Annotated in this window: 24 protein-coding genes; 17 read left to right on the top strand and 7 right to left on the bottom strand. The window is 69.8% G+C overall.

All coding sequences use genetic code 11. The features are described 5' to 3' along the window. Genes ACQW02_RS23005 through ACQW02_RS22995 form a run of 3 tightly spaced genes read left to right on the top strand, consistent with a single transcriptional unit; the run spans position 1 to position 2,055 of the window. A complete protein-coding gene (locus ACQW02_RS23005) occupies positions 1–411 on the top strand; it encodes a hypothetical protein (RefSeq protein ID WP_431282242.1) in 411 nt (136 codons plus the stop codon). Between the two features lie 22 nt (positions 412–433). Next, on the top strand, positions 434–1,288 hold the full coding sequence (locus tag ACQW02_RS23000) for a carbon-nitrogen hydrolase family protein (protein WP_431282241.1): 855 nt from the start codon (positions 434–436) through the stop codon (positions 1,286–1,288). A 2-nt stretch (positions 1,289–1,290) separates the two neighbouring features. Next, positions 1,291–2,055 (top strand): NAD kinase, encoded by a 765-nt coding sequence (locus ACQW02_RS22995; protein WP_431285962.1) that lies wholly within the window; start codon positions 1,291–1,293, stop codon positions 2,053–2,055. 235 nt (positions 2,056–2,290) lie between these two features. Here the strand turns inward: ACQW02_RS22995 and ACQW02_RS22990 are convergent, their stop codons facing one another. Continuing rightward, positions 2,291–3,451, bottom strand: a complete 1,161-nt coding sequence (locus ACQW02_RS22990; RefSeq protein ID WP_431282240.1) for a M24 family metallopeptidase — start codon at positions 3,449–3,451, stop codon at positions 2,291–2,293. 60 nt (positions 3,452–3,511) lie between these two features. Then, entirely contained in the window at positions 3,512–4,495 is a 984-nt protein-coding gene (locus tag ACQW02_RS22985) for a Bug family tripartite tricarboxylate transporter substrate binding protein (RefSeq protein WP_431282239.1), read from the bottom strand. Positions 4,496–4,605: 110 nt separating this feature from the next. Between ACQW02_RS22985 and ACQW02_RS22980 the strand changes: the two genes are divergently transcribed. Beyond that, the gene (locus tag ACQW02_RS22980; protein WP_431282238.1) at positions 4,606–5,517 is read left to right on the top strand and encodes a LysR family transcriptional regulator; all 912 of its coding nucleotides are present in this window, start codon (positions 4,606–4,608) and stop codon (positions 5,515–5,517) included. On the opposite strand, the gene ACQW02_RS22975 is transcribed toward ACQW02_RS22980, so the two are convergent. Further along, positions 5,514–6,758 (bottom strand): polyhydroxyalkanoate depolymerase, encoded by a 1,245-nt coding sequence (locus ACQW02_RS22975; protein ID WP_431282237.1) that lies wholly within the window; start codon positions 6,756–6,758, stop codon positions 5,514–5,516. The genes ACQW02_RS22980 and ACQW02_RS22975 overlap by 4 nt on opposite strands. Before the next feature lie 113 nt (positions 6,759–6,871). Here ACQW02_RS22975 and ACQW02_RS22970 point away from each other — a divergent pair, with 113 nt between their 5' ends. After that, positions 6,872–7,522, top strand: coding sequence for a glutathione S-transferase (locus ACQW02_RS22970; protein ID WP_431282236.1), 651 nt, complete (start codon positions 6,872–6,874; stop codon positions 7,520–7,522). Positions 7,523–7,782: 260 nt separating this feature from the next. On the opposite strand, the gene ACQW02_RS22965 is transcribed toward ACQW02_RS22970, so the two are convergent. Beyond that, positions 7,783–8,724 (bottom strand): peptidase M14, encoded by a 942-nt coding sequence (locus ACQW02_RS22965; protein ID WP_431282235.1) that lies wholly within the window; start codon positions 8,722–8,724, stop codon positions 7,783–7,785. Further along, positions 8,721–9,881: an acetylornithine deacetylase gene (argE, locus tag ACQW02_RS22960; RefSeq protein WP_431282234.1), complete on the bottom strand. Its 1,161-nt coding sequence runs from the start codon at positions 9,879–9,881 to the stop codon at positions 8,721–8,723. The genes ACQW02_RS22965 and argE overlap by 4 nt, the downstream gene beginning before the upstream one ends. Positions 9,882–10,027: 146 nt before the next feature. Between argE and ACQW02_RS22955 the strand changes: the two genes are divergently transcribed. From ACQW02_RS22955 to ACQW02_RS22905, 11 genes are all read left to right on the top strand, one after another. Further along, positions 10,028–10,999 (top strand): hydroxymethylglutaryl-CoA lyase, encoded by a 972-nt coding sequence (locus ACQW02_RS22955; RefSeq protein ID WP_431282233.1) that lies wholly within the window; start codon positions 10,028–10,030, stop codon positions 10,997–10,999. Continuing rightward, positions 10,996–11,955, top strand: a complete 960-nt coding sequence (locus ACQW02_RS22950; protein WP_431282232.1) for a Bug family tripartite tricarboxylate transporter substrate binding protein — start codon at positions 10,996–10,998, stop codon at positions 11,953–11,955. Before ACQW02_RS22955 ends, ACQW02_RS22950 begins: the two co-directional genes overlap by 4 nt. Continuing rightward, complete coding sequence (locus ACQW02_RS22945; RefSeq protein WP_431282231.1) at positions 11,952–13,079, top strand: CaiB/BaiF CoA transferase family protein; 1,128 nt, start codon at positions 11,952–11,954, stop codon at positions 13,077–13,079. Before ACQW02_RS22950 ends, ACQW02_RS22945 begins: the two co-directional genes overlap by 4 nt. Further along, positions 13,076–14,320, top strand: coding sequence for a M20/M25/M40 family metallo-hydrolase (locus tag ACQW02_RS22940; RefSeq protein WP_431282230.1), 1,245 nt, complete (start codon positions 13,076–13,078; stop codon positions 14,318–14,320). Before ACQW02_RS22945 ends, ACQW02_RS22940 begins: the two co-directional genes overlap by 4 nt. Continuing rightward, positions 14,317–15,405 carry a tRNA lysidine(34) synthetase TilS gene (tilS, locus tag ACQW02_RS22935; protein WP_431282229.1) on the top strand — a complete coding sequence of 363 codons (1,089 nt, stop codon included), beginning with the start codon at positions 14,317–14,319 and terminating at the stop codon, positions 15,403–15,405. Before ACQW02_RS22940 ends, tilS begins: the two co-directional genes overlap by 4 nt. A gap of 109 nt (positions 15,406–15,514) precedes the next feature. After that, entirely contained in the window at positions 15,515–17,449 is a 1,935-nt protein-coding gene (ftsH, locus tag ACQW02_RS22930) for an ATP-dependent zinc metalloprotease FtsH (RefSeq protein ID WP_431282228.1), read from the top strand. 300 nt (positions 17,450–17,749) lie between these two features. Then, positions 17,750–18,841: a dihydropteroate synthase gene (gene folP, locus ACQW02_RS22925; protein ID WP_431282227.1), complete on the top strand. Its 1,092-nt coding sequence runs from the start codon at positions 17,750–17,752 to the stop codon at positions 18,839–18,841. A 304-nt stretch (positions 18,842–19,145) separates the two neighbouring features. After that, a complete protein-coding gene (glmM, locus tag ACQW02_RS22920) occupies positions 19,146–20,525 on the top strand; it encodes a phosphoglucosamine mutase (protein ID WP_431282226.1) in 1,380 nt (459 codons plus the stop codon). After that, the gene (gene thiD, locus ACQW02_RS22915) at positions 20,525–21,334 is read left to right on the top strand and encodes a bifunctional hydroxymethylpyrimidine kinase/phosphomethylpyrimidine kinase (protein WP_431285961.1); all 810 of its coding nucleotides are present in this window, start codon (positions 20,525–20,527) and stop codon (positions 21,332–21,334) included. The genes glmM and thiD overlap by 1 nt, the downstream gene beginning before the upstream one ends. Positions 21,335–21,622: 288 nt before the next feature. After that, on the top strand, positions 21,623–22,783 hold the full coding sequence (locus tag ACQW02_RS22910; RefSeq protein WP_431282225.1) for a phosphoserine transaminase: 1,161 nt from the start codon (positions 21,623–21,625) through the stop codon (positions 22,781–22,783). A 32-nt stretch (positions 22,784–22,815) separates the two neighbouring features. Beyond that, positions 22,816–23,220: a VOC family protein gene (locus tag ACQW02_RS22905; protein ID WP_431282224.1), complete on the top strand. Its 405-nt coding sequence runs from the start codon at positions 22,816–22,818 to the stop codon at positions 23,218–23,220. Between the two features lie 22 nt (positions 23,221–23,242). On the opposite strand, the gene ACQW02_RS22900 is transcribed toward ACQW02_RS22905, so the two are convergent. Both ACQW02_RS22900 and ACQW02_RS22895 read right to left on the bottom strand, forming a co-directional pair. Further along, complete coding sequence (locus ACQW02_RS22900; protein ID WP_431282223.1) at positions 23,243–23,770, bottom strand: hypothetical protein; 528 nt, start codon at positions 23,768–23,770, stop codon at positions 23,243–23,245. Then, positions 23,767–24,351 (bottom strand): hypothetical protein, encoded by a 585-nt coding sequence (locus ACQW02_RS22895; RefSeq protein WP_431282222.1) that lies wholly within the window; start codon positions 24,349–24,351, stop codon positions 23,767–23,769. Before ACQW02_RS22895 ends, ACQW02_RS22900 begins: the two co-directional genes overlap by 4 nt. 108 nt (positions 24,352–24,459) lie before the next feature. On the opposite strand from ACQW02_RS22895, the gene ACQW02_RS22890 reads away from it, so the two are divergent. Continuing rightward, positions 24,460–25,593, top strand: a complete 1,134-nt coding sequence (locus ACQW02_RS22890; protein ID WP_431282221.1) for an ATP phosphoribosyltransferase regulatory subunit — start codon at positions 24,460–24,462, stop codon at positions 25,591–25,593. Position 25,594 lies beyond the last annotated feature (1 nt).

The raw sequence follows: 25,594 nt of genomic DNA, 5'->3' as shown, positions 1-25,594 counted from the left end.
ATGGCCGAACTTGTCACGCGCCTCGCGGTGCCGGGCCTGCCGGACTGGACCGGGCTTCTGGTGCTGCTGCTGCTGGTGCTCTGCGTCCTCGCTTTTGCCTTGATGCCCTTCTCGGTCTTTGGGCTGAAGGGCCGGATGGAGGGGCTGGAGGCACAGCTCGACGAAATCCAGGCCGAACTCCGCACCCTGGCCATGCGCCTGCCGGAATCCGCCCCGCGCCGCCGCATCGCGCCGGACGACGGCTGGGCCGAACCGCCGCCGACCATCCGCCCGATGCGCGAGGAGAGCGAGGGGCCGCGCGCCTCCCCCCCCATCCCGCCCCCGGCCGCCTATCCGGGCGCCACGCGCGGCGGCGGACGGCCGGAGTCACGCGCCGAACCGCGCATGGACTGGCCGCGCGGCGGTCGCTGACCCCATTCTTGGAGTGCCCGCCATGCGCGTGACCGCCATCCAGATGAACCCTGGGCACGACAAAGCCACCAACCTCCTGGCCGCCGAACGGCTGATCGAATCCGCCGTCGCCGCCGACCGCCCCGACATGGTGGTGCTGCCCGAAATCTGGACCTGCCTGGGCGGCGACCGCGCCACCCGCTTCGCCGCCGCCGAGGTCTTGGGCGCCGATCCGAACGGCGCCTATGCGCTGATTCAAACCCTCGCCCGCAAGCACGGCATCTTCATCCACGGCGGCAGCATCGGCGAAGACGGCGGCGAAAAACTGTTCAACACCACCGTCGCCTTCGGCCGCGACGGCCGCGAATTGGCGCGGTATCGCAAGATCCACATGTTCGACATCACCCGCCCCGACGGCACCGGGCATCGCGAAAGCAACACCTATCGCGCGGGGTCGGAGGTCGTGACCTACCAGGCCGAGGACCTGACCATCGGCTGCGCCATCTGCTACGACGTGCGCTTCCCGGAACTCTTCCTGGACCTGCGGCGGCGCGGCGCCGACGTGATCATGCTGCCCGCCGCCTTCACCTTGGCCACCGGCAAGGACCACTGGGACACCCTGTTGCGCGCACGCGCCATCGAAACCCAATCCTGGCTCGTCGCCCCGGCAACCTGGGGCCGCCACGCGGAACCCAAGGGGCCGCGCGAAACCTATGGCCACAGCCTGATCTGCGACCCCTGGGGCCATGTCGTCGCCCGCGCGTCGGATGGCGTCGGCTTCGTCACCGCGCCCATCGACAACCGCCTGACCGCCCGCATCCGGCGCGACATGCCGGTGCTGGAACACCGCCGCCTGGTGCCGGGCGAACCGGCCGCCAGCGCGAGGACAGCCGCCTGACCATCCCTCCACGCGCGGCCTTCCTCGCCTCCGCCTCTCCGCCCGCGGAAACCGCGCGCGCGCGGCTGGTGGCGCTTTACGGCGACACCCCGCCGGAAGAGGCCGATGTCATCGTCGCCCTGGGCGGCGACGGCTTCATGCTGGAAACGCTGCATCGCTTCATGGGCCATGCCAAACCCGTCTATGGCATCAACCGCGGCAGCGTCGGCTTCCTGATGAACGCCTATCACGAGGCCGATCTGCCGCAGCGCCTGGCCGATGCCCAGGCCGCGACCCTGCACCCGCTGCGCATGGTCGCACTGGACGTGAACGGCACGACCCACGAAGCCCTGGCCATCAACGAAGTCAGCCTGCTGCGCGAAACCCGCCAGGCGGCGAAAATCCGCATCCTGGTCGACGGGCGCGAACGGCTGGCGGAACTGTCCTGCGACGGCGTGCTGGTGTCGACGCCCGCCGGCAGCACCGCCTACAACCTGTCGGCGCATGGCCCGATCGTGCCGCTCTCCGCGAACCTGCTGCCCCTGACACCGATCAGCGCCTTCCGCCCCCGCCGCTGGCGCGGCGCATTGCTGCCCGCCGAAGCCCGCGTGGTCTTCGAAGTGCTGGAAGCCGACAAACGCCCCGTCGCCGCCGTGGCGGACTTCACCGAAGTGCGCGAAGTCGTCCGCGTGGAAGTGCGCGAAGACCGCGAGGTGACACTGACCCTGCTCTTCGACCCGGACCACGGGCTGTCGGAACGCGTGATCGCGGAGCAGTTCACGGTTTAGGGGGGCGGCGCCTTGAGAGGGGCTTTGCCCCTCTCAAACTCACCCCACCAGGGGCCGCCGCCCCTGGACCGGCGGAATTGGTAAAAGGAAGAGAGGGGCGTCAAGGGAGCCCCTTTGATCCAGGGCACTGCATGCCCCTCTCTTCCTTTTACCAAACATCGTGGGTTCCAAGGGGCCACGGCCCCTTGGTGGGGGAGGCGTGGAGGGGGCGAAGCCCTCTCCACAGCGCAACCTGTCAAACCGCCACGATCAACTCCGTCGGGCAGCCTGCCGTCCAATGGTCGACGCCGTCGTCTTTGATCAGGAATGTCTCTTCCGTGTGGTGCCGCACGCCGTCGTGGTAGTAGCTGAATTCGACGCAGAGCACGGAGTTCGGTTCCACCACCGTGCGGTTCACCGCGTTCATGCGCGGCTGTTCATGGCTACCCAGGCCGATGCCATGGCCGAAGAATTCACGCGGGAACTTGTTGAGATAGCGGCTGATCTGGGCGTAGCCGCGGTCGAAGATTTCGCCGCCGGTGACGCCGGGCTTGATCCACAGGCCGAGTTCCAACTGCACCTCGTTCAACCGCTTCCAGATCTCCTGCTGGCGTTCGGAGGCTTCGCCGATGAAGTAGGAGCGCACGAAGTCGGCCGAGTAGCCCATGACCTGGGCGCCCATGTCCACCTTCACGAAGTCGCCGTACTGCAACACGTAGCCGCGCGGAAACGGGTCATGCGCGGCGAAGGCATTGGCCGGGCCGGCGCCGGTGTTGATGAAGTTCACCGCCGTGGCGCCCTCGTTCAGCATGCGCAAGCAGGCGGCCTTGTGCAGGTCGAGGTCGCTCACGCCTGGCTTGATCGCGTCGCGGAAACTCGCATGCGCCTTGACGGTGATCTCGGTCGCGAGCTTCAGGCGGCGGATTTCCTCCGGCGTCTTCACCATGCGGACGATTTCCATCTCGAAGGAAATATCCTCGATCGTGTTGCCTTCGAGCAACCCGTCCAGGACCGTGCGGAAGCCGGAGGTGAGGTTGTCGCCCTCGGTGCCGACCTTCATGCCGGACACGCCGCGCTCGGCCAGGATCGCCTTCGCGGCGCTGGCGAAGTCCACGTAGAAATGCGTGTCGATATCGGTGAAGAATTCCGCCATGGCATAGGCGCGCACGTCTTCGATCCAGGTCAGCGTCATCGCCAGGTGCAGGTCGACGGCGGGCACCACGAAGGCCGGCTTCTTCGCCGGATCGCGGAAGTAGAAGACGCAGAAGGGGCGGTAGCCGAGGTTGCCGCCATTGTGCAGGAACTCGCTGACATAACGCGAATTCTCGACGCCACGCAGGATGACGAGGTCAAGCCCGCGCCGATCCATCATCGCGCGCATGCGGGACTCGTTGAACAACACCGGTTCTCTGGACATGTGTTTCCCTTCCTGGCCCGCACGGCGCGAGCCTTACAAAAAACTGCGGCCTGGAGGCTGTCAGTCGAGGCGGACGTTGGCGGCCTGCACGACGCGCCGCCATTTCGGAATTTCGGCACGCATCAGCGCGCCGAGGTCCTCGGGCGAACCGGGCGCCGGTTCAAAGGCCTGCTGCTTGAGGAAGGCATCGACCTCCGGCAGCCGGATCACCGTGGTGATTTCATTGTGCAGGCGCTGCGACACCTCCGGCGGCACGCCGCTCGGCAAGAACAGCGCCTGCCAGGAATCGACGACGACATCGGGCACGACCTCCGACATCGTCGGCAGGTCGGGCGCGAAGGGGGAGCGGCGCGACGAGGTGATCGCCAGCGCCCGCATCTGCCCATCGCGCACGAAACCAAGCGCGGCGGGGAGCGTGAAGATGCCCGCCTGGATATTGCCCGCGACGACATCCTGCGCCGCCGGCCCGGCGCCACGATAGGGCACGTGGGTCAGCGGCACGCCGGCATGGCCCAGTTGCGCGATGGTCAGGTGCCCCGGCGAGGCGGTGCCGGATGTGCCGATGTTGATCTGCATGCTGCCGGATTTCGCCAGCGCCACGAAGGCGGGGAAATCGGCCGCCGGCAGGCTGGGATGCACCACCAGCACCTGCGACAGCGTGGCGATCATGGTCAGCGGTTGCAGGTCGCGCAGCGGGTCGAAGGGCATGTCGCGGAACAGGCTGGGATTCACCGTCAGCGGATCGCTGCCGATCAGGATCGTGTAGCCATCGGGGCGGCTTTTCGCGACGGCGTCGAAGCCGATGTTGCCGCCGCCACCGCTGCGGTTTTCCACCGGCACCGACCAGCCGAGCCGATCGCCGAGGTGGCGGGAAATCAGCCGCGCCAGGATATCCAGGCTGCCACCCGGCGCCGAGGGCACGATGATCCGCACGGGGCGCGAGGGGAACGCCCCCTGCGCCGCGGCGGGCGCGATGAAGGGGGCGGCGAGCCCCATGGCCAGGATCGCGCGGCGGCTCGGGGTCGGCTGGTCGACGATGCGCATCGCGAGACTCCTCTTGTGCGGTGCAATGCAGACCGTTGACGGTGATCGAACAAGCGCCAAATATCGCGCAGCATGATGCTTGAATGGCATCGCCTCTTCAGGAAATGCCCATGATTCCAGCAGGCCTGCGTTGTTTCCTGGCGGTCGCCCAGGCGGGGTCGATGCGGGAGGCATCGGCCGTGCTGCACCTGGCCCAATCGGCGATCAGCCGCCGCATCCAGCAGTTGGAGGAGGACCTTGGCGCCCAGTTGCTGGAACGCGGCGCGCGCGGCGTCGCGCTGACCCCGGCCGGCGAGATCCTGCTGCACCACGGGCGCGAGGCGACCAACCTGACCGAACGGCTGCGCGCCGACCTGGATGCGCTGCGCGGCGTGCGGCGCGGGCATGTGGTGCTGCGGGTGGTGGAAAGCTTCGCCTCATCCGGCCTGCCGGCGGCGCTGGCGGGGTTTGCGGCCGCCTATCCGGCGGTGACGCTGGATATCTCGGTGACCGGGTCGGATGCGACCTTGGCGGCGCTGCGGGAACGGGACTGCCACCTGGGCGTCGCCTTCAACCCGACGCCCGATCCGGATATCGAGGTCCTGGCCTCCGCCCCCGAACCTTTTGCCGTGATGCTGGCGCCGCAGCACCCGCTGGCCGGCGCACCGCGCCTGACGCTCGCGGCACTGGCCGGGTTTCCGCTGGTCGCGCCATCGCACCTCGGGGCATCGCGGCAGTTGTTCGACCTGGCCTGCCGGGCGGCACGGGTCATGATCCGCCCGATGCTGGAGACGAATTCGCCGCATGTCGCCGCGGCCTTCCTGGCCGATGGGCGTGGCGTCGCGGTGATGGCGCCGCAGTTGCTGGCACTGCATGTGGCGCTGGGCCGGGTGAAGGCGGTGCCGCTGGCGGACCGGCTGCTGGCGGACCGGCTGCTGGCGGGCGGGCGGATCGCGCTGTTGTCACGGCGCGGGCGGCGATTGCCACCGGCCGCGGAGGCGATGGCGGCAAGTGTGGCGCGGGTCCTGGCAGGCGTGGACTAGACCCCGCGCGCCCCGTTCACCGCCCCGATGAAATCCCGCACCTGCGGGTAGATCTCCTGGTTCCACCGCCGGCCGCTGAACACGCCATAGTGGCCGACACCCGTCTGCAGATGATGCTTCTTGTAGGCCGGCCGCAGATTGGTGCAGAGGTCCAGCGCCGCCATCGTCTGGCCAATCGCGCAGATGTCGTCGCGCTCGCCCTCGACCGTCATCACCGCTGTGCGGCGGATGGCGCCGGGGTTCACGAGGCGCCCACGCCACATCATCCGCCCCAGCGGCATGTCGTGGTCCTGGAACACGCGCTGCACGGTTTCGATGAAGAACTCGGCCGGCAAATCCATGACCGCCAGGTACTCGTCGTAGAATTTGCGATGCGCCGCGGCGCCATCGGCATTGCCATCCACCAGGTGGCGGAACTGGTCGCGATAGGCATTCGTATGCCGGTCCAGGTTCATCGACAGGAAGGCGGTCAATTGCGTCGTGCCCGGATAGACCCGCCGCCCACCACCCGGCAGGCGCCAGGGCACCGTGCCGATCAGGTTGCGTTCGAACCATTCGATCGGCTTGGACTGCGCCAGCACATTCACCTGGGTCGGGCTGATGCGCGTGTCGATCGGCCCGGCCATCAAGGTGGCGCTGCGCGGCGTCGCGGGATTGGAATCCTCGTTCATCAGGGCACAGGCGGCCAGGACCGCGACGGCGGGCTGGCAGACCGCCAGCACATGCGATCCCGGCCCCATCTCCTCGATGAAACGCATGATATGGGCGGTGTATTCGTCGAAGCCGAAGCGCCCGGCCGATGGCGGCACGTCGCGCGCATTGTGCCAATCGGTGATGTAGACGTCGTGGTCGGCCAGCATGGTCGCCACCGTCGCGCGCAGCAGCGTCGCGAAATGCCCCGACATGGGGGCCGCGATCAGCACCTTGGGCTGCGGCGGGGCGTCATCCTTGGCGAAATGCAGCAAGGTGCCGAAGGGGGTGGCGTAGGTCGCCTCCTCCCGCACAGCGAGCGTGGCATTGCCCGACTTCACCTCGGTGATGGCGAAATCCGGCCGTTTGTGCGTGGGCGCCGCCGTGCCGAAAATCTCCAGCGCCGCGGCGGTGCGTCGCAGCGACCAGGCGGGCAGGGGCCAGGGCGAGGCCTTCCCGTGGTCCAAGCTCTGCAAAATATCGGCGGCGCCGCGTGCGGCGACGCGAAATGGGTCAAGCAGGTCAGCCTGCGCCTGGTAAATTGCATACATCGTATGCAATCACGCATTGGATCATCGGTTTCGTCAAGCGCAACGCGATCCCGTGCTTGCCATCAGGGCAACGACATGGCGGAATCGCCCATGCATTGAACCGGCGGGACAGTATGGCACGTCTTTTGATCAGCAGCCGAAACTACTCGTCCTGGTCGCTGCGCGGCTTTCTGCTCGTGCGACTCTCGGGCTTGGCCTGCACCATCGAAGCCCTGGGTTCGGATGATCCGGATGCGCGGCGTGAATTGTTGCTGCGCGCCTCCTCGATTCGCATTCCCAGGCTGGAACACGACGGGCTGAAGGTCTGGGACACGCTGGCCATTGCCGAATACCTGAACGAAACCTTTCCCGACGCCGCCATGCTGCCATCCGACCGCGCCGCCCGCGCCCATTGCCGATCGCTCTGCGGCGAAATGCACGCGGGCTTCACCGCCCTGCGCGGATCGCTGCCGATGAACCTCAAGGCGCATCGCCCGGGCTTCCCGGTCTGGTCCGGCGCGCAATCGGACATCGACCGCATCACCGAGATGTGGCGCGACTGCCTGGCGACCCACGGCGGCCCATGGCTCTTCGGCACGCGGCGAACCACAGCCGACGCGATGTTCGCCCCGGTCGCCACCCGTATCCTGACCTATGACGTGAAACTTGACCCGATCTGCACCGCCTATTGCCGCCAGATCATGACCTGGCCCGACATGGCTGAATGGGTGGCCGAGGCCCTGGTCGAACCGGAAGAGATCGAGGAACTGGAAGTCGAGTTCTGACGCGCTGATTGCTCAAGTCGCGCCTTGAAAGGGGCTTCGCCCCTCTCAAACTCTCCCCACCAAGGGGCCGTGGCCCCTTGGAACCCACGCGATTTGGCAGAATAAAGAGAGGGGCGTCACGCGCCTTCCATTGGCCAATGGCGCGCCATGCCCCTCTCTTTATTCTGCCAATACATCCCGCCGGTCCAGGGGCGGCGGCCCCTGGTGGGGGTGGTCTGGAGGGGGCGAAGCCCCTTCCACGGCGCAACCTCCCAATATTGCTACACCTCCAGCCGCGCCAACCTGACCGCCGTCTGCCCCGCCCGCGCGCGCGGTGACGGCATCACCAGCAGGCAGTGGTCGTAGGGGGTGCGGATTTCCTCATCCCCATCCAGTGCCAGCAGCGTGTTCCGCCGCGGCACCACATCGCCCCCCCGCACCGGTTGCAGGAAGGCGAAGTCATCCGTCCGCGCCGTCACCGTCATGGTCACCCGCGCCTGGCGCACAGCGGGCGCCGGGGCGGGCGGCGCCCGGTCCAGCACGCCCGACAATCCCAGGAACCGGTCGGCTGTCGTCGCCAGGCTCTCCACTGTCGACGCCTGCCAATGCGCGCCGCCTTCCACCAGCAGCGCCGTCGCATCGCCCGTGGCCGCGCCGAAGCGGCCGTAATCCATCAACCGCCGCCCGGCCGCATGGCCCTGGTCCGCCACCACCAGCGGCGGGGCGGCGATCGCCAGCGCCAGCCGCAGCGCCCGGTCGGTCTGGCCGCACAGCAGCAAAGGATCCGATGGCCACAGCATCGAATGCAGGTCCAGCAAGGTATCCACGGTGTCGAAGAAGGGCCGCAATTCCCGCGCCCGGCGCAATTCGGCGCTGCGGCGGGGGCCTTCCAGCGCCTCGATGGCCCAGACCCGGTTCAAATCCTCCTCGACGAAGCGGCTGGCGGTCGGGTCCGTCGGGTCGAAGCGCGACGCCGCCAGCAGATTGGCGAAGACAAAGGACAGCCGCCCCCGCACCGGGCGCAATTGCTGCCGCAGCAGGCCGTCCAGCACGATGGCGCCGGCGATCTCATTGCCATGCATCAGCGCGACCAGCGCGACATGCGGCCCCGGCGCGCTGGCCGTGAAACTCATCACGCCGGGCAGGTTCGTGCCGCCCAGCCAGGACCGCAGGTCCGGCATGGCGATCCGCACGGTCAGGTCGGGCAGGGACGTGGCCTTCACGCGGCCAGGTGCCCCGCGACACGGCGCATCAGCCCCATGCAATCCGCGACCTGGGATTCGGCGATCCATTCCTCCGGCAGATGCGCCTGGGCGATGCTGCCGGGGCCGCAGACGATGGCCGGGATGCCGGCCCGCTGGAAGGTTCCGGCCTCCGTGCCGTAACTCGCCCGCGCGGCCGCGGCCTGGCCGGTCAGCCCCTCCAGCAAGCCCGTCAGCGGATGCCCGTCCGGCAGGTCCAGCGGATGGCAGACGCAGCGTTCGGCGAAGGTGAATTCGATCGCGGGATCCACCGCCCGCAGTCCGGGCAGGACCTCGGCCTCCAGGAAGGCCTGCAGCCGCGCCAGCATCGGCCCAGGCGCATCGCCCGGCAGGGTGCGGAACTCGAACGCGAACCCCGCGCGGTCGGGCACGATGTTCATGATCGTGCCGGCGGCGAAGGTGCCGCAATGCGCGGTGCTATAGGGCGGGGTGTAGCGCGCGTCGCGCGCGCCCTCGGCCACCAGGCGACGTTGTTCGCGCGCCAGCCAGGCCACCGCCTCCGCCGCCGCATGCAGCGCATTGGCGGTGGTGTCGGTGCGCGACGAATGGCCGGTGACGCCGGTGACCGAGGCGTTCCACGACGCCATCCCCTTATGCCCCGGCATCGGCGCCAGCATCGTCGGCTCGCCCACGATCACCGCCCCCGGCGGCGGCGAATCCTGCCCCAGACTCGGCGCCAGCAGCTTCACCCCGGCCAGCGTGGTTTCCTCATCGAAGGTCAGCAGGATATGCACCGGCCGTCGCAACCCCGCTGCCAGGAACATCGGCACCGAGGCCAGCACGCAGGCGCAAAACCCCTTCATATCCACAGCACCCCGACCGATCAGCCGGCCGTTCTCCCGGCGCAGCACGAAGGGATCGGCCAGCCAGGCCTGGCCATCCACCGGCACGCAATCGACATGCCCCGACAGCGCGATGCCATCCGCCACGCGCGGTCCGATGATCGCGTGCAGATTGACCTTGCCCGTCGCGGCATCGACCTGTTCGCGCACCGCGACACCCTGCGCGCGCAACCCCTCCGCCACGAACCCCATCAGGGCGGCGTTGCTGTTACGGCTGGTGGTATCGAAGGCGACCAGCCGCGCCAGAAGCGCGGCGGCCGCCGTGGTATCGTCCATGCTTGTGCCCTCGGCACATCATGTTGCCGGTGCGGCGCGGGCGCGTCCATCCACGCATCTGGCCACGCATCTGGCCACGCATCCGGCCGCGAATGGTTGACATCCACAACCGCTGCTCCGACCCTGATCGCAAGGAGAGGGAAGCCATGTCCGACAGGCCGAAGAAAATCGACATCCGTGAGGAAGGCCCCCGCGAAGGCTTCCAGATCGAACCGCAGATCTTCCCGCTGGAAGACCGCGTGCGCCTGGTCGAGGCCCTGGCCGAAACCGGGTTGAAGCACATCCAGGTCGCCAGTTTCGTCAGCCCCAAGCGCGTCCCGCAAATGGCCGACAGCGAGCAATTCTTCGCTGCCCTGCGCAAGAAACCCGGCGTGCACTACACCGGGCTCTGGCTGAACGAGGCCGGGTTCTTCCGCGCCCAGGCCTGCCCCAATGTCGACCTGACCGGCCGCATCAGCCTCTATGCATCGGATGCTTTCGCCCGCCAGAACAATGGCTGCGGCGCGGAGGAGATGCTGGACAAGCAAGCCGCCTGGATGGATTTGTACGACAAGGCCGGCATCGCCGTCGAAGCGGCGATGGTCATGGCCGCCTTCGGTTGCAACAAGGAAGGCCCCATCGCCCCCCAGAAGGTCGTGCGCATGGCGCGCGCCGCCGTGGAGCTCTGCACCTCCCGCGGAAAAATCCTGCCGAAACTCTACCTCGCCGACACCATGGGCTGGGCCAATCCCGACCAGATCCGCCGCCTGGTCGGTCTGGTGCGCGCCGAATTGCCGGCGGAGACCGCGCTCGGCCTGCATCTGCACGACACGCGCGGCTTGGGCCTCGCCAATGTCGCGGCGGCGCTGGACATGGGCGTGGCGCTCTTCGACAGCTCGGTCGCCGGCCTCGGCGGCTGCCCCTTCGCGGGCCACGGCGATTCCCGTGCCGCGGGCAATGTCTGCACCGAGGACCTGGTGTTCCTGTGCGAGGAATTGGGCATCGAGACCGGCGTCGATCTCGATGCGCTGATCGGCTGCGCGCGCCTGGCCGAACGCATCATCGGGCGGCCCTTGAACGGACGGCTGATGAAGGCCGGATCGCTGAACGCCTATCGCCGCGCCGAGGCCGCGGAATGATCCCCCGCCGCGCCGCCCTCGCGCTGCCCTTCCTCGCACTCCCGGCCAGCGCGCAGGAGGTCTGGCCCGCCCGCCCGATCCGCTTCATCGTGCCCTTCGCTGCCGGCAGCGCCACCGACCTGCGTGCGCGGCTTTTCGCCGAACCGCTCTCGCGCCGCCTGGGCCAACCCGTCGTCGTGGAGAACCGTGGCGGCGCCAATGGGTTCCTGGCGTCGGAGGCCGTCGCGCGGGCGCGGCCAGATGGCTATACCTTCCTCTTCACCGCCAATACGACGCATGCCAGCAATCCGGCGCTGTTCCGCCGCCTGCCTTACGATCCGATCAACGACTTCATGCCGGTCGCGCTGCTCGGCACCGGGGTGCTCTTCGTCGTGGTGAACAACGACCTGCCGATCCGCAGCATGCGCGACCTGGCCGGTGCCGCCGCCGCCAAGCCCGGCGGGCTGGATGTGGCATGGGGCAGCGCTTCCTCCCGCGTCGCTGCCGAGATGTTCCGCCACATGGCGGGCGTGCCCTTCAACATGGTCGCCTATCGCGCCAATCCGCAGGGCATCACCGATGTCATCGCCGGCAATGTGCAGGCGATGTTCCTGGACACCACGACCGCCATGCCGCAGGTGCGCGAAGGCCGCGTGCGCGCGTTGGCCGTCACCTCGCGCGAACGTCTCGCCATGGCGCCGGATGTGCCGACCGTGGCGGAATCGGCGGGATTGCCCGATTATGAAATCCTGACCTGGAACGGCGTCTTTGCCCCCGCCAACACGCCCACCGAGATCGTCAACCGCCTCGCCGCCCAATTGCTGGAGATCATGGTCGAACCCGCCACCACCGCGCGCTACCTGGCCGACGGCAATACGCAGCGCGCCCTCGGCACCGCCGACTTCGGCCGCTTCGTCGCCGAGGATATCGAACGCTGGAAATCCGTCGTCGCCGCCGCCGGCATTCCCGTGGAATGAGCAACACACCGCTGGCCGGGCTGCGCGTGGTCGAAATCGGCCAGGTCCTCTCCGGCCCTTTTGCTGCCGCGATTTTCGCCGACCTCGGCGCCGATGTGATCAAGGTGGAAAAACCCGATGGCGGCGATGACGCGCGCCGCATGGGCCCCGCCTTCCGCAACGGCGACGCCCTGAACTTTTGGGAATTCAACCGCGGCAAGCGCAGCGTCGTGCTGGACCTGAAGACACCGGAGGGCGTCGCCGCCCTGCACGGCATTTTGGCCAGCACCGATATCCTGCTGCACAACATGCGCCCGGGTGCCGCCGAAACCCTCGGCATCGGCGGCGCCGCCGTGACCGCGCTGCATCCGCGCCTGATCTATTGTGAGATGGGCGCCTTCGGCCACACCGGGCCGATGGCCGGGCGGCCGGGCTACGAACCCCTGCTGCAAGCCTATTGTGGCCTCTCCGCCATCACCGGCGCGCCCGATGGCCCGCCCGTGCGCATGGGCGCCAGCGTGGTGGACCAGGGCACCGGCATGTGGACGGTGATCGGCGCCCTCTCGGCCCTGACCGAGCGCGCAAAAACCGGGCGCGGCTGCATCGTGAACACCAGCCTGTATGAAACCGCGACCCTTTGGGCGGGCCAGAAACTCTCGGCCTGGGTCAACCAGCAGAAGCCGCCGGAGCGCCACGCCAGCGGGCATCCGAACTTCGTGCCCTACGAAGCCTTCGACGCGTCCGATGCGCCCTTCCTGATCTGCTGCGGCAACGACCGGCTGTTCCAGAAATTCTGCGCCGTGGTCGGCCGCCCCGAATGGCCCGCCGACGACCGCTTCGCCACCAATCGCGCACGTTTGCTGCACAAGGACGATCTGCTGCCCGCCATCCGCACCCTGCTCGCCGCCCGCGACCGCAAGACCTGGCTGGAAGCGTTCGAATCCGCCGGCGTGCCCTGCGCCCCCATCAACACCATCCAGGAACTGGCGGCCGATCCGCAGACCGCCGCCCTCGGCATGCTCGCGCGAACCAGCGACGGTGCCGCGACCCTGGTCGCCATGCCCGTCTCCTTCGACGGACAGCGCCCGCCCATGGGCCATGGCGCCCCCACCCTTGGCCAACACAGCTTGGACATCCTGGGATGACCGCGCGCCAAAACTTCATCGCCGCCGCGCTGTCCCGCACCGACCAAGTGGTCGCCGTCGCCCAGAAACTCATCGCCGTCGCCTCGCCCAACCCCCCCGGCGATGTGCGCGCGGCGGCCGAGGCAGCGGCCTCCATCGTCTCCGAACTGATCCCTTCCGCGACGCTGACCCTGCATCCGACCGGCCCCGACGTGACCAACCTGGTCGCCATCGTGCACGGCGCCCGCCCCGGCAAGCGCGTCGTCTTCAACGGCCACCTCGACACCTATCCGGTCAACGAGGCGCTGCCCTGGACCGTCCCGCCCCTCGGCGGCCTTTTGCGCGGCGGGAAACTCTACGGCCGCGGCGCCGCCGATATGAAGGGCGGCATCGCCGCCTCCATCGTCGCCCTCGCCCTGCTTGCCGAACACCGCGCCGACTGGGCCGGGCAGGCGGTGCTGACCCTGGCCGGCGACGAGGAAAGCATGGGTCCCCTCGGCACCGCCTGGCTGCTCAAAAACATCCCCGAGGCCCGGGGCGACGCCACCATCATCGGCGACGCCGGCAGCCCCCGCGTCCTGCGTTTTGGTGAAAAGGGCTTTTGGTGGCTGGAGGTCGAAGCCACCGGCCGCGCCGCCCACGGCGCCCATGTGCATCTCGGCGACAATGCCATCGACCGCCTGTCCGTGGCGCTCGACGTCCTGCGCAGCCTACGCGCCCTGCCTGTCTCTGCTCCCCCGGGCGTCACCGCCGCCATCGCCGCATCCCGCCCCATCAGCGAGCCGCTGTCGGGGGAGGGGGAATCCCAGGTCCTGGGCAGCGTCACCGTCAACATCGGCCAGGTGTCGGGCGGCACCGCCCCCAACCTGGTCCCCGCCAGCGCCCGCGCCACCGCCGATATCCGCCTGCCGGTCGGCGTGTCGGGCGCGACCCTGGGCGCCGCCCTGCATGCCGCGCTGGACCCGCTGCCCGGCATCACCTGGCGCGCCCTGCGCCAGTTCGAACCCAACCACACCGACCCCGCGAACCCGGTCGTCCAAACCCTCCACCGCGTGGCCGAGGAAATCCTGTCGGCCACCGTCGCCGTCAACATGCGCGTCGGCGGCAGCGACGCCCGCTGGTTCCGCATGGAGGACCTGCCGACCGTGGTCTACGGCCCCACCCCCTTCAACATGGGCGGCGCCGATGAATACGTGCTGGTCGATGAACTCGCCGCCGTGATGCGCGTCCACGCCCTGGCGGCTTTCGACATCCTGCAATGAATTTTGCCGCCCTGATGGCGCCGCTCGGGCCATTCGGGGCGGCGCCGCACCTGGCCGTCGGCGTCTCCGGCGGCCCGCATAGCCTGGCCCTCGCCCTGCTCACCCGCGACTGGGTCTTGGCCCGGGGCGGGCGGCTTCTGGCCCTGGTCGTGGACCACGGCCTCCGCCCCGGCAGCGATGCCGAGGCCGCCAGCGTCGCCGCCCTCCTGCGCGGCCAAAACATCCCGGCCAAGATCCTGCCCCTCGGCCTACCCCCCGGCCCCCGCCTGCATGAACGCGCCCGCGCCGCGCGCCTCTCGGCCCTGCTGGCCGCCTGCGACGCGGCCGGCGCCCCCTGGCTGCTCCTCGGCCACCATCGCGGCGACCAGGCCGAGACCGTCGCCTTCCGCGCCCTGCGCGGCAGCGGCCCGGACGGGCTGGCCGGCATGGCCCCGGTCCGCGCGACGCCCGAGGCCCTGATCCTCCGCCCCCTGCTGTCCATCGCCCCGGCGCGGCTGGAGGCTGTCTGTGCCGCCGCAGGCCTGGCCCCCATCCGCGATGCCTCCAACACCGACCCCCGCTTCGCCCGCGCCCGGCTGCGCCAGGCGATGGACCCGGACGGGCCGATGGCGGCAGCCCTGTCCTTCATCGCCGCGGGCTACGCCCATCGCCGCGCCGCCACCGCCGCCGCCGTCGCCACCCGCCTCGCCCAGTCGGTCGCCTTCCGCCCCGAAGGCTGGGCGCGGCTGGACCGGGCGGCCCTCGGCCAGGACGCGACCGCCCGCGCGGCGCTCTCGGCCGCGCTGCGCACCATCGCCGGCGCCATCCACCCACCCCCGGCGATGGGCGTCGCCGGCCTGCTGGCCCGCGGCCACGGCACCCTGGCCGGCGCCGTGCTCACCCCATCCGGTATCTTGGCCCGCGAACCGGCCGCCGTGGTCCCGGAATGGCGCGGCACCACCTGGGACGGCCGCTGGCAGTGTTCCGGCCATGCGCCAGGGGGGGGCGGCTGGCCGCCCGACCTGCCCGCGATCGTCCGTGCCGGTCTGCCGGGGCTGTCCCCCGCGCCCCTTTTGTTCCGCCCCGCCGGCGGTCCGGCGCAATAAGTGCCGCCTGTAACCCGCTGTTGCACGATGAAAGGGTTCATGCAGGGGGCAAGACACCCTATGTTGCACCCGTCGGCTCTCCCGCCGGCCGGATCACGGGAAACGCGCGGTGAACAATTTCGGCCGAAACCTTGCATTGTGGGTCATCGTGGCCCTGTTGCTGGTGGCACTGTTCAACCTCTTCCAGCCTTCGACCACGGCCACCCGCGCTGGCCAGCAGGTCGCCTACAGCGATTTCCTGAATGAGGTGAACGCCGGCCACGTCCGCGACGTGACCATCCAGGGCAATACCCTGACCGGCCAGCTGAACGACGGCCGCACCTTCAGCACCTATACCCCTGAAGACCCCAGCCTCGTCTCCCGCCTGACCGAGAAGAACATCCGCGTCGTCGCCCGCCCGGCCGATGCCGATGGCAACCCGCTGATCCACTACCTGCTGTCCTGGTTCCCGATGCTGCTGCTGATCGGCGTCTGGATCTTCTTCATGCGCCAGATGCAGGGCGGCGGCGGCCGCGCCATGGGCTTTGGCAAGTCCAAGGCCAAGCTGCTGACGCAGAAGGAAGGCCGCATCACCTTCGAAGACGTGGCCGGCATCGACGAAGCCAAGTCCGAACTCGAAGAAATCGTCGAATTCCTCAAGGACCCCCAGAAGTTCCAGCGCCTTGGCGGCAAGATCCCCAAGGGCGTGCTGCTCGTCGGCCCCCCCGGCACCGGCAAGACCCTGCTGGCCCGCGCCATCGCGGGTGAAGCCAACGTCCCCTTCTTCACCATCTCCGGTTCCGACTTTGTCGAGATGTTCGTCGGCGTCGGCGCCAGCCGCGTCCGCGACATGTTCGAACAGGGCAAGAAGAACGCGCCCTGTATCATCTTCATCGACGAAATCGACGCGGTCGGCCGTCATCGCGGCGCCGGCCTCGGCGGCGGCAACGACGAACGCGAACAGACCCTCAACCAGATGCTGGTCGAGATGGACGGCTTCGAATCCAACGAAGGCGTCATCCTGATCGCCGCGACCAACCGCCCGGACGTGCTGGACCCCGCCCTGCTGCGCCCCGGCCGCTTCGACCGCCAGGTCGTCGTCCCCAACCCCGACGTGAACGGCCGCGAGAAGATCCTGCGCGTCCACATGCGCAAGGTGCCCCTGGCGTCGGACGTCGATCCCAAGACCATCGCGCGCGGCACCCCCGGCTTCTCGGGCGCCGACCTCGCCAACCTGGTGAACGAGGCCGCGTTGCTCGCCGCCCGCAGCGGCCGCCGCACCGTCGGCATGGCCGAATTCGAATACGCCAAGGACAAGGTGATGATGGGGACCGAGCGCCGCTCGCTCGTCATGTCCGAAGCCGAAAAGACCATGACCGCCTATCACGAGGCCGGCCACGCCCTGATGGCGATGAAGGAGCCGGAATGCGATCCGGTCCACAAGGCGACCATCATCCCGCGCGGCCGCGCCCTGGGCCTCGTGATGTCGCTGCCGGAAGGTGACCGCTACTCCAAGCACAAGTCCAAGCTGCTGGCCGAACTGGCCATGGCGATGGGCGGCCGTGCCGCGGAAGAAATCATCTTCGGCTCCGACAAGGTCAGCAACGGCGCCTCCGGCGACATCAAGATGGCCACCAACCAGGCCCGCATGATGGTCGCCGAATGGGGCATGTCCGACGCGCTCGGCATGATCGCCTATGGCGCCGATAGCCAGGAAGTCTTCCTCGGCCACTCCGTCACCCAGTCGAAGAACCTGTCGGAAGCGACCGCCCAGGCGATCGACAAGGAAATCCGCCGAATCATCGACCACGCCTACGCCCATGCGAAAGCAACCCTGGAAGCCAACGTCGATGAGCTTCACGCCATCGCAAAAGGCCTGCTGGAGCACGAAACCCTGTCGGGCGACGAAATCCGCACCGTCATGCGCGGCGAACCCGTGATCCGCGTCCGCCCCGACGAACCTATCAACCAAGGCCGCGGCAGCGTCCCCTCCAGCGGCCGCGCCAACCCCCGCCCCAACACCGGCGGCCCCGGCCTGAACCCGGCGCCTCAGCCGGGGGTGTGACGCCCTGATGGGGCGCTGAAGAATGGGGGGGCGCCTTGAGAGGGGCTTTTCGCCCCCCTCAAACTCCCCCCACCAAGGGGCCGTGGCCCCTTGGAACCCACGATGTTTGGTAAAATGAAGAGAGGGGCGTGAAGTGCCCTGCACCAGAGGGGCGCCCTTGACGCCCCTCTCTTCATTTTACCAATTCCGCCGGTCCAGGGGCGGCCGCCCCTGGTGGGGGTGGTCTGGAGGGGGCGAAGCCCCTTCCAGTGCGCGCCCTCCCAATCCCTCATCACCCCCTCAAGGCGTTACCCCCCGGCCATGATTGACGGCTCCCGCTGGATTGAGCCGCTGGGCTTGCTCGACGGCCCGGCGGCCTTCGCCGCTGTCGGGGCCGGTCGGGCCTTGCCGCTGGCGGGCGGGCCGATGGCCTTCTGCCTCGCCCGCCTGATCCAACTCGGCGTCACCCGCGCCATCGTCCCGGCGGTCGATGTCCCGGACGACTGGTCCGCCCTGCTCGACACCCTGACCGAGGCCCCACCCCCTTTCGCCGGCCTAGCCGTGCAGCCGGGGCGCCCGCTGGTCATGGGCATCGTCAACGTCACCCCCGACAGTTTCTCCGACGGCGGCCGCCACGCCAGCCACGATGCCGCCATCGCCGCGGGCCATGCCATGCTCGCCGCCGGTGCCGACATCCTGGACATCGGCGGCGAAAGCACCCGCCCCGGCGCCGCCCCGGTCACCCCGGCCGAGGAATGCGCCCGGGTCCTGCCCGTCATCCGCGCCCTGGCGACGGCGGCCCCCCTCAGCATCGACACCCGCAACGCCAGCACCATGGCCCTGGCCCTGGAAGCGGGGGCGGAGATCGTCAACGACGTCACCGGCCTGCGCCACGACCCGCTGGCCACCCGCACGGTGTCCGAAGCCCGCGCCCCCGTCGTGCTGATGCATTCCTCCACCGCCGACCCGCGCACCATGCAGGCCCAGGCGCGCTACGATGATCCGGCGCTGGAGGTCGCGGGTTTCCTCGCCGCCCGCATCGCCGCCGCCGGCGCCGCCGGCATCCCCCGCGCCCGCATCTGCGTCGATCCCGGCATCGGCTTCGGCAAGACCGCCGCCCATAACCTGGCCATCCTCGACCGGCTGCCGCTGTTCCTGGGCCTCGGCTGCGCCATCCTGGTCGGCGCCAGCCGCAAGCGCTTCATCGGCACCCTCTCCGGCCAGGACGACGCCGCCCGCCGCGGCCCCGGCAGCATCGGCGCCGCCCTGGCCGCCGCCGCCCGGGGCGCCGCCATCATCCGCGTGCACGACGTCGCCGAAACGATCCAGGCCCTGGCCGTCTGGCGCGCGATCCAGGCGGGCGACATGCCGGCATTGGACGACCCACGCCGCCCGGATGTATCACCGCGCTGACAGGTTGCGGATGAACGGGAAGGTTGCGCCGTGGAGAGGGCTTCGCCCCCTCCACACCTCCCCCACCAGGGGCTGCCGCCCCTGGACCGGCGGTGTATTGGCGCAAGGGAGAGAGGGGCATGTCGCACCCCTGATCAAGGGCGCGCCCATGACGCCCCTCTCTCCCTTGCGCCAAATTCCGTGGGTTCCAAGGGGCCACGGCCCCTTGGTGGGGAGAGTTTGAGAGGGGCGAAGCCCCTTTCAAAGCGCAACCTCCCCCGTCCATCCCCAACCCGCCAATGCCTGTCGCAGGAGTGCGCCGTCCATGCCCCAGACCACTCGCCGCCTGTTCGGCACCGACGGCATTCGCGGCGTCGCCAATCGCCCGCCGATGGATGCGGTCACGGCCTTGATGCTGGGCCAGGCCGCCGGCCAGTATTTCAATCGCGGCACGCATCGCCATCGCGTGGTGATCGGCAAGGACACCCGCCTGTCCGGCTATATGCTGGAACCGGCGCTGACCGCGGGCTTCATCGGCGCGGGCATGGATGTGGTCCTGGTCGGCCCGCTGCCGACGCCGGCCATTGCGCTGCTGACGCGGTCCTTGCGGGCGGACCTCGGCGTGATGATCTCGGCCAGCCACAATTCCTTCGAAGACAATGGCATCAAGCTGTTCGGCCCGGATGGCTTCAAGCTGACCGACGACCAGGAATTGGCGATCGAGGCCTTGATGCGCGGCGACCTGTCGGGCGCCATGGTCGGGCCGCAGAAACTCGGCCGCGCCAGCCGCATGGATGACGCGACCGGCCGCTATATCGAGGCCGCGAAGGCCAGCTTCCCAAAAGGCCGCAGCCTGGAGAAGCTGCGCATCGTCGTCGATTGCGCCCATGGCGCCGCCTATCGTGTCGCCCCCACCGTGCTGTGGGAATTGGGCGCGGATGTGGTGGCGGTCGGCACCTCCCCGGATGGCTTCAACATCAACAAGGACTGCGGCAGCACCGCCCCCAGGCGCCTGGCCGAGATGGTGCGCGAACGCCGCGCCGACCTGGGCATCGCGCTGGATGGCGATGCCGACCGGCTCGTCCTGGCCGATGAACAGGGCCAGATCGTCGATGGCGACCAGATCCTGGCGCTCGTCGGGCAATCCTGGGCCAAGGCGGGGCGGCTGACGGGCGGGGCCGTGGTCGCCACGGTCATGTCCAACCTCGGGTTGGAACGCTACCTGACGGGCGCCGGCCTGGGGCTGAAGCGCAGCAAGGTCGGCGACCGCTATGTCAGCGAGATGATGCGTGAAGCCGGCTGCAATGTCGGCGGCGAACAATCCGGCCACATGATCCTCTCCGACCTCGGCACCACCGGCGACGGGCTGGTCGCGGCCCTGCAGGTGCTGGCCGCCCTGGTCGAGGAAGGCCGCCCCGCCAGCGAGGTCTGCCGCCTGTTCGAACCCCTGCCGCAGCGCCTGGTGAACGTGCGGCATTCCGGCCGCTCGCCGCTGAACGACGCCCCCGTGAAGGCCGCCATCGCCGCCGCCGAGGCCCGACTGGGCGCGCGCGGCCGCGTGCTGATCCGCACCAGCGGCACCGAACCCCTGATCCGCGTCATGGCCGAAGCCGAGGATGAGGCGATGGTGGAAACCATCACCGACGAATTGGCCGACACCATCCGCGCCGCCGCCGCCCGCGCGCCCAAGGACGCCGCCGAATGATTGTCGGCCGCGTCCTGATCTGCGCCGGCTCCGACAGCGGCGGAGGGGCCGGCATCCAGGCCGATATCAAGACCTGCACGGCGCTCGGCGCCTATGCCGCCACCGCCATCACCGCGCTGACGGCGCAGGATACGCACGGTGTGCAGGCGGTCATCGGCGTGGACCCGGATTTCATCCGCCTGCAGATGCGCATGGTCCTGCGCGACATCGGCGCCGATGCGATCAAGACCGGCATGCTGGCCGATAGCGCGACCATCGACGCGGTCTGCGACGCATTGGATTCTGACGCGCGGAACACCCCGCTGGTTGTGGACCCGGTGATGGTCGCCAAGGGCGGCCACCCGCTGCTGGCGACGGAGGCGGTCGCGACCCTCAAGCGCCGCCTGCTCCCCCTGGCTACCATCATCACCCCGAACATCCCCGAAGCCGAGGCCTTGGCCGGCATGGCGATCCCCGACCTTTCGGCGATGCATGCGGCGGCGCGGGCCTTGCTGGCGCTCGGCGTGCCCGCCGTGCTGCTCAAGGGCGGCCACATGGAAGGCGACACCTTGGTCGACCTGCTGGCGACCGGGGCTGGTGTCGAGGCCTTCTCCTCCCCCCGCATCGCCACCACCAGCACCCATGGCACCGGCTGCACCCTGGCCAGCGCCGTCGCGGCGGGGCTGGCGCAGGGGATGACACTGCGCGATGCGGTCCTGCGCGCCCGCGCCTACGTCGCGGCAGCCATCGCCGCCGCGCCGGGGTTTGGCGGCGGTCATGGGCCGCTGGACCATACGGTGACGGTGGACCGGGGGCGCTTCGCGGGGTGAGGGCGGTGCCGTGAGAGGGACTTCGTCCCCCTCACACTCCCCCGACCAAGGGCCGGCGGGCCCTTGGAACCCGCGGAATTTGGCCAAGGCGCGGGAGGGGCATGTCGCACCAGCGGTGCTGGACCGCCTCTGACGCCCCTCCCGTGCCTTGGCCAAAACCCCTCGTCGGTCCAGGGGCGGCGGCCCCTGGTTGGGGGAGGCGTGGAGGGGGCGAATAGCCCCTTCCACTGCGCCGCCCCCACCAAGCCGGGACTTGCCCCCCGCCCGCCCTCGTCATACCGACGCCTAATGACCAAGCCCAACCTGCGCCCCCAGAATCCGCATTTCTCCTCCGGCCCTTGCGCCAAGCGTCCGGGCTGGTCGCTGTCGGCGCTGGAGGGCGCCATGCTGGCCCGCAGCCACCGCGCCGCCGAACCAAAGGCCCGGCTGACCGAGGTGATCGACCTCTCCCGCGCCGTCCTGCGCATGCCGGCGGATTGGCGTCTCGGCATCGTCCCCGCCTCCGACACCGGCGCGGTCGAGATGGCCTTGTGGGGCATGCTCGGCCCCCGCCCCGTCGACGTCATCGCCTTCGAATCCTTTGGCGAGGCCTGGGCACAGGACATCGTGAAGCAGTTGAAGGTCGATGCGCGGACCTTCTCCGCCCCCTATGGCGGCCTGCCGGACCTCGCGGCCGTGGACTGGTCCCGCGACGTCGTCTTCCCCTGGAACGGCACCACCAGCGGCGTGCGCATGCCCGATGGCGATTGGATCGCCCCGGACCGCCAAGGCCTGGCCATCTGCGACGCGACCTCCGCCGCCTTCGCCATGGACCTGCCCTGGGACCGGCTGGATGTCGTCACCTGGTCCTGGCAAAAAGTCCTGGGCGGTGAGGCGGCGCACGGCATGCTCGCCCTGTCGCCCCGCGCCGTGGAGCGCCTGACCAGCTACACCCCGCCCTGGCCGCTGCCGAAAATCTTCCGCCTGACCAGCGGCGGCAAGCTGATCGAGGGCCTCTTCCGCGGCGACACCATCAACACCCCCTCGATGCTCTGCGTCGAGGATGCGCTGGACGGGCTGCGCTGGGCCGCGACCGTCGGCGGCCTGCCCGGCCTGGTCGCGCGGTCGGAGGCGAACCTGGCCACCATCGCCGCCTGGATCGCCCGCGACGGCCGCTGGCGCTTCCTGGCGCGCACGGATGCCGCATCGATCTCCAGCACCTCCATCTGCATCGAACCCGCGGTCGCCTGGTTCCAGGCCCTGCCCGAAGCCGGCCGCGCCACGGCGATCAAGCGCATCGCGACGCTGCTGGAGGCCGAGGGCGTGGCCCTGGACATCGCCGGCTACCGCGACGCCCCGCCATCCCTGCGGATCTGGGGCGGTGCGACGGTGGAGCGCGCGGATATCGCCGCCCTGCTGCCCTGGCTGGATTGGGCGCTGGACGCGGTGTTTGACGGGGCGGCGGCGTAACGCGCCGGCCCGGCCGCTGAAGGATCGCCGCCATGCTGGATCACGTCTTCCTCTCCGTCGCCGACCTGCCGCGCGCCATCGCCTTCTATGAAAAGGCCCTGCTGCCCCTCGGGATCCGCCATGTCCTCGACTACGACGGCGCCAATGGCCCGGCCGGGCATCCTGACCTGAAGGGATTCGGCCGCGACGGGCGGGTGTTCTTCTGGCTGCGCCCGGGCAGGGCGGATGGGACCGCGGCCCATATCGGCTTCGTCGCGCACAGTATCGAGGAGGTGGACGCCTTCTACGCCGCAGCCATCGCCGCCGGCGCGACCGACAATGGCGCACCGGGGGCGCGGCTCCACTACGATCCCCGCTACTATGCAGCCGGCGTCTTCGATCCCGACGGCTATAGCCTGGAGGCGGTGTTCAAAAGCTGGCAGCACCCGCAGGCGTAGCGTGGTCCTGGCGGCAAATGGCCTAGTTCCGCCGCCCGCCGCGACTCCCATCCATCCCCGCCTGCGATACCGATTGCGCCGCGGCCGAGACCACGCGGCTATTGTCCATGTCGCCCAGGCGCCGCAGCGTCTCCGCCCCGCCAGCGGTAAAAACCGGCGGCGACAGGATGCGCCGCGCCCCGGCGAGGTCGTTGGCGTCCAGCAGGCTGGCGGCGGTGCGCAGCGCCTCGATCACGGTCGCGCTCGGCACCCCGGGCGCGATGCCCAGGGTCTGGCGCACATGCGCCTGCGCCTGGCGCAACTGCACCGACAGCACGGGATTGGCCTGCGGCGCCCAGATCGGATTGTTCTGGAAGGTATCCGTCAGGAACTCCAGGTTCGCGACACCCCGCGCGGCCGAGGCCGGGTCGTCCCTGAACCGCGACAAATTCCCGAAACTGGCCGGCGCGTTCAGGGCCGCGACGGTCACCGGGTCGCCGAACCGCCCCTCCACCCGTTCCTCGGCGCAGGCGGCCAAGGGAAGCAGGACCAACAACCGGCGCGGGATCATCGGCGGCGCATGCCGCCGCCAAAGGGCCGGTTGCCCATCCCCTGGTTGGGCATCATCGCCGCCTGGTTCACCGCCGCCGCCGCGACCGAGGTCAGCGTCGTGCTCTGCATATTGCCCAGGCGCCGCAGCGTCTCCGCCCCGCCCAGCGTGAACCCCGGCGCCGACAGCGCCAATTGCGCGCCCTGGATATTGCCCGCCGAGATCTGCTGCGCCGCCGCGTTCAGCGCATCGACCACGTTCTGCGCCGGCGCCGCCTGGGCGATGCCCAAGGTCTGCCGCATCTCGGCCTGCGCCTGCTGCAATTGCTCGACCATGATCGGGTTCGCCTGCGGCGCCCAGATCGGATCGGTCTGGTAGGCGTTGGTCAGGAATTCCAACTGCACGATCGCCCGCGCCGCCCCGGCCGGATTGCCCTGGTACTGGCCCATGTTGCCAAAGGTGCTGGGCGCCGATGTCGCCGCCGCGATCAACGGATCGCCGATGCCGCCACCACCCCCCATGTCCACGCCCCCCATGTCGACACCGGGAGTGGCCGTACAGCCGGCCAGGAGGAGCAGGGGAATCAGGGCGCGTCGAAGCATGGCCGGATCATTCCCCGACCCCCGCATCTTTTGCAAGGCCGCCACACCTTGCTCCTTGCGCGCCCCCCTGCCACACAACGCCGCCCCCATGACGAGCCCCGACACCCCATGACCGGCGACGACACCCCCAGCCGCGCCCTTCTGCCGGCCGGGCTCGGCGACATGCTGCCCCCCGACGCGGCGCGTGAGGCCGCGCTGGTCGAAGCCATGCTCGATGTCTTCACCGCGCATGGCTACGAAAGGGTCAAACCCCCCCTGCTGGAATTCGAGGACAGTCTCCTCGCCGGCAGCGGTGCCGCCGTGGCCGAACAGACCTTTCGCCTGATGGACCCGGTCAGCCAGCGCATGATGGGCCTGCGCGCCGACACCACGCCCCAGGTCGCCCGCATCGCCGCCACTCGCCTGGCCCGCGTCGCCCGGCCGCTACGCCTGTCCTACGCCGGCCAGGTGCTGCGCGTGCGCGGCACGGCGCTGGTGCCCGAACGCCAATTGCCCCAGGCCGGTATCGAGATCATCGGCGCCAGCAGCGCCGCCGCGGATGCGGAAGTCGCCTTGCTCGGCGTCGCCGCCCTGGCCGCCGTCGGCGTCACCGATGTCGCCCTCGACGTGCTGATGCCGACCATGACCCCGACCCTGCTGGCCGAGGCCGGGGTGCCCGAGCCCCTCCGCGGCCGCCTGGCCCGCGCCCTGGACCGCAAGGACGCCGCCGCCGTCACCGCCCTGTCGGCCGAAGCCGGCCCGCCCGCCGATGGCCTGCCTGCGCTTCTGGCCGCCGCCGGCCCCGCCGATGGCGCCCTGGCGGCCCTGGCCGCCGCCGCCCTGCCACCCGCCGCCCGCGCCATCGCCGACAATGCCGCCGAGGTCATCGCCGCCATCCGCGCCCGCGCGCCGAACCTGCGCATCACCTTGGACCCGGTCGAATTCCGCGGCTTCACCTACCACACCGGCGTCGCCTTCACCCTCTACGGCCCCGGCCGCACGGGTGAGATGGCGCGCGGCGGGCGCTACCTGTCCGGCGACGAACCCGCCACGGGCCTGACGCTCTATCCCGACGCCGTGCTCAGCGCCGCCCCGGTGCCGGACGAAGCGCCGCGCCTCTTCCTCGCCCTCGGCCAGGACGGCACCCCATTCCGCGCACAGGGTTTTGTGACCGTCGCGGCCCTGTCCACCACCGATGACCCGCGGCGCCTGCGCTGCACCCACATCCTGCGGGCCCAAAAACCCGTGCCGATCGAGGATTGAG

The sequence above is a fragment of the Humitalea sp. 24SJ18S-53 genome, from assembly GCF_050632385.1.
Lineage (GTDB): Bacteria > Pseudomonadota > Alphaproteobacteria > Acetobacterales > Acetobacteraceae > Humitalea.
This window is presented reverse-complemented; position numbering and strand designations above follow the sequence as displayed.

Excerpts from the sequence above, each read along its gene's own strand:
- ACQW02_RS23005 (WP_431282242.1), top strand. The coding sequence starts at position 1 with ATGGCCGAACTTGTCACGCGCCTCGCGGTGCCGGGCCTGCCGGACTGG.
- ACQW02_RS23000 (WP_431282241.1), top strand. The coding sequence starts at position 434 with ATGCGCGTGACCGCCATCCAGATGAACCCTGGGCACGACAAAGCCACC.
- ACQW02_RS22990 (WP_431282240.1), bottom strand. The coding sequence starts at position 3,451 with ATGTCCAGAGAACCGGTGTTGTTCAACGAGTCCCGCATGCGCGCGATG.
- ACQW02_RS22985 (WP_431282239.1), bottom strand. The coding sequence starts at position 4,495 with ATGCGCATCGTCGACCAGCCGACCCCGAGCCGCCGCGCGATCCTGGCC.
- ACQW02_RS22980 (WP_431282238.1), top strand. The coding sequence starts at position 4,606 with ATGATTCCAGCAGGCCTGCGTTGTTTCCTGGCGGTCGCCCAGGCGGGG.
- ACQW02_RS22975 (WP_431282237.1), bottom strand. The coding sequence starts at position 6,758 with ATGTATGCAATTTACCAGGCGCAGGCTGACCTGCTTGACCCATTTCGC.
- ACQW02_RS22970 (WP_431282236.1), top strand. The coding sequence starts at position 6,872 with ATGGCACGTCTTTTGATCAGCAGCCGAAACTACTCGTCCTGGTCGCTG.
- argE (WP_431282234.1), bottom strand. The coding sequence starts at position 9,881 with ATGGACGATACCACGGCGGCCGCCGCGCTTCTGGCGCGGCTGGTCGCC.
- ACQW02_RS22955 (WP_431282233.1), top strand. The coding sequence starts at position 10,028 with ATGTCCGACAGGCCGAAGAAAATCGACATCCGTGAGGAAGGCCCCCGC.
- ACQW02_RS22950 (WP_431282232.1), top strand. The coding sequence starts at position 10,996 with ATGATCCCCCGCCGCGCCGCCCTCGCGCTGCCCTTCCTCGCACTCCCG.
- ACQW02_RS22945 (WP_431282231.1), top strand. The coding sequence starts at position 11,952 with ATGAGCAACACACCGCTGGCCGGGCTGCGCGTGGTCGAAATCGGCCAG.
- ACQW02_RS22940 (WP_431282230.1), top strand. The coding sequence starts at position 13,076 with ATGACCGCGCGCCAAAACTTCATCGCCGCCGCGCTGTCCCGCACCGAC.
- tilS (WP_431282229.1), top strand. The coding sequence starts at position 14,317 with ATGAATTTTGCCGCCCTGATGGCGCCGCTCGGGCCATTCGGGGCGGCG.
- folP (WP_431282227.1), top strand. The coding sequence starts at position 17,750 with ATGATTGACGGCTCCCGCTGGATTGAGCCGCTGGGCTTGCTCGACGGC.
- glmM (WP_431282226.1), top strand. The coding sequence starts at position 19,146 with ATGCCCCAGACCACTCGCCGCCTGTTCGGCACCGACGGCATTCGCGGC.
- ACQW02_RS22910 (WP_431282225.1), top strand. The coding sequence starts at position 21,623 with ATGACCAAGCCCAACCTGCGCCCCCAGAATCCGCATTTCTCCTCCGGC.
- ACQW02_RS22905 (WP_431282224.1), top strand. The coding sequence starts at position 22,816 with ATGCTGGATCACGTCTTCCTCTCCGTCGCCGACCTGCCGCGCGCCATC.
- ACQW02_RS22900 (WP_431282223.1), bottom strand. The coding sequence starts at position 23,770 with ATGATCCCGCGCCGGTTGTTGGTCCTGCTTCCCTTGGCCGCCTGCGCC.
- ACQW02_RS22895 (WP_431282222.1), bottom strand. The coding sequence starts at position 24,351 with ATGCTTCGACGCGCCCTGATTCCCCTGCTCCTCCTGGCCGGCTGTACG.
- ACQW02_RS22890 (WP_431282221.1), top strand. The coding sequence starts at position 24,460 with ATGACCGGCGACGACACCCCCAGCCGCGCCCTTCTGCCGGCCGGGCTC.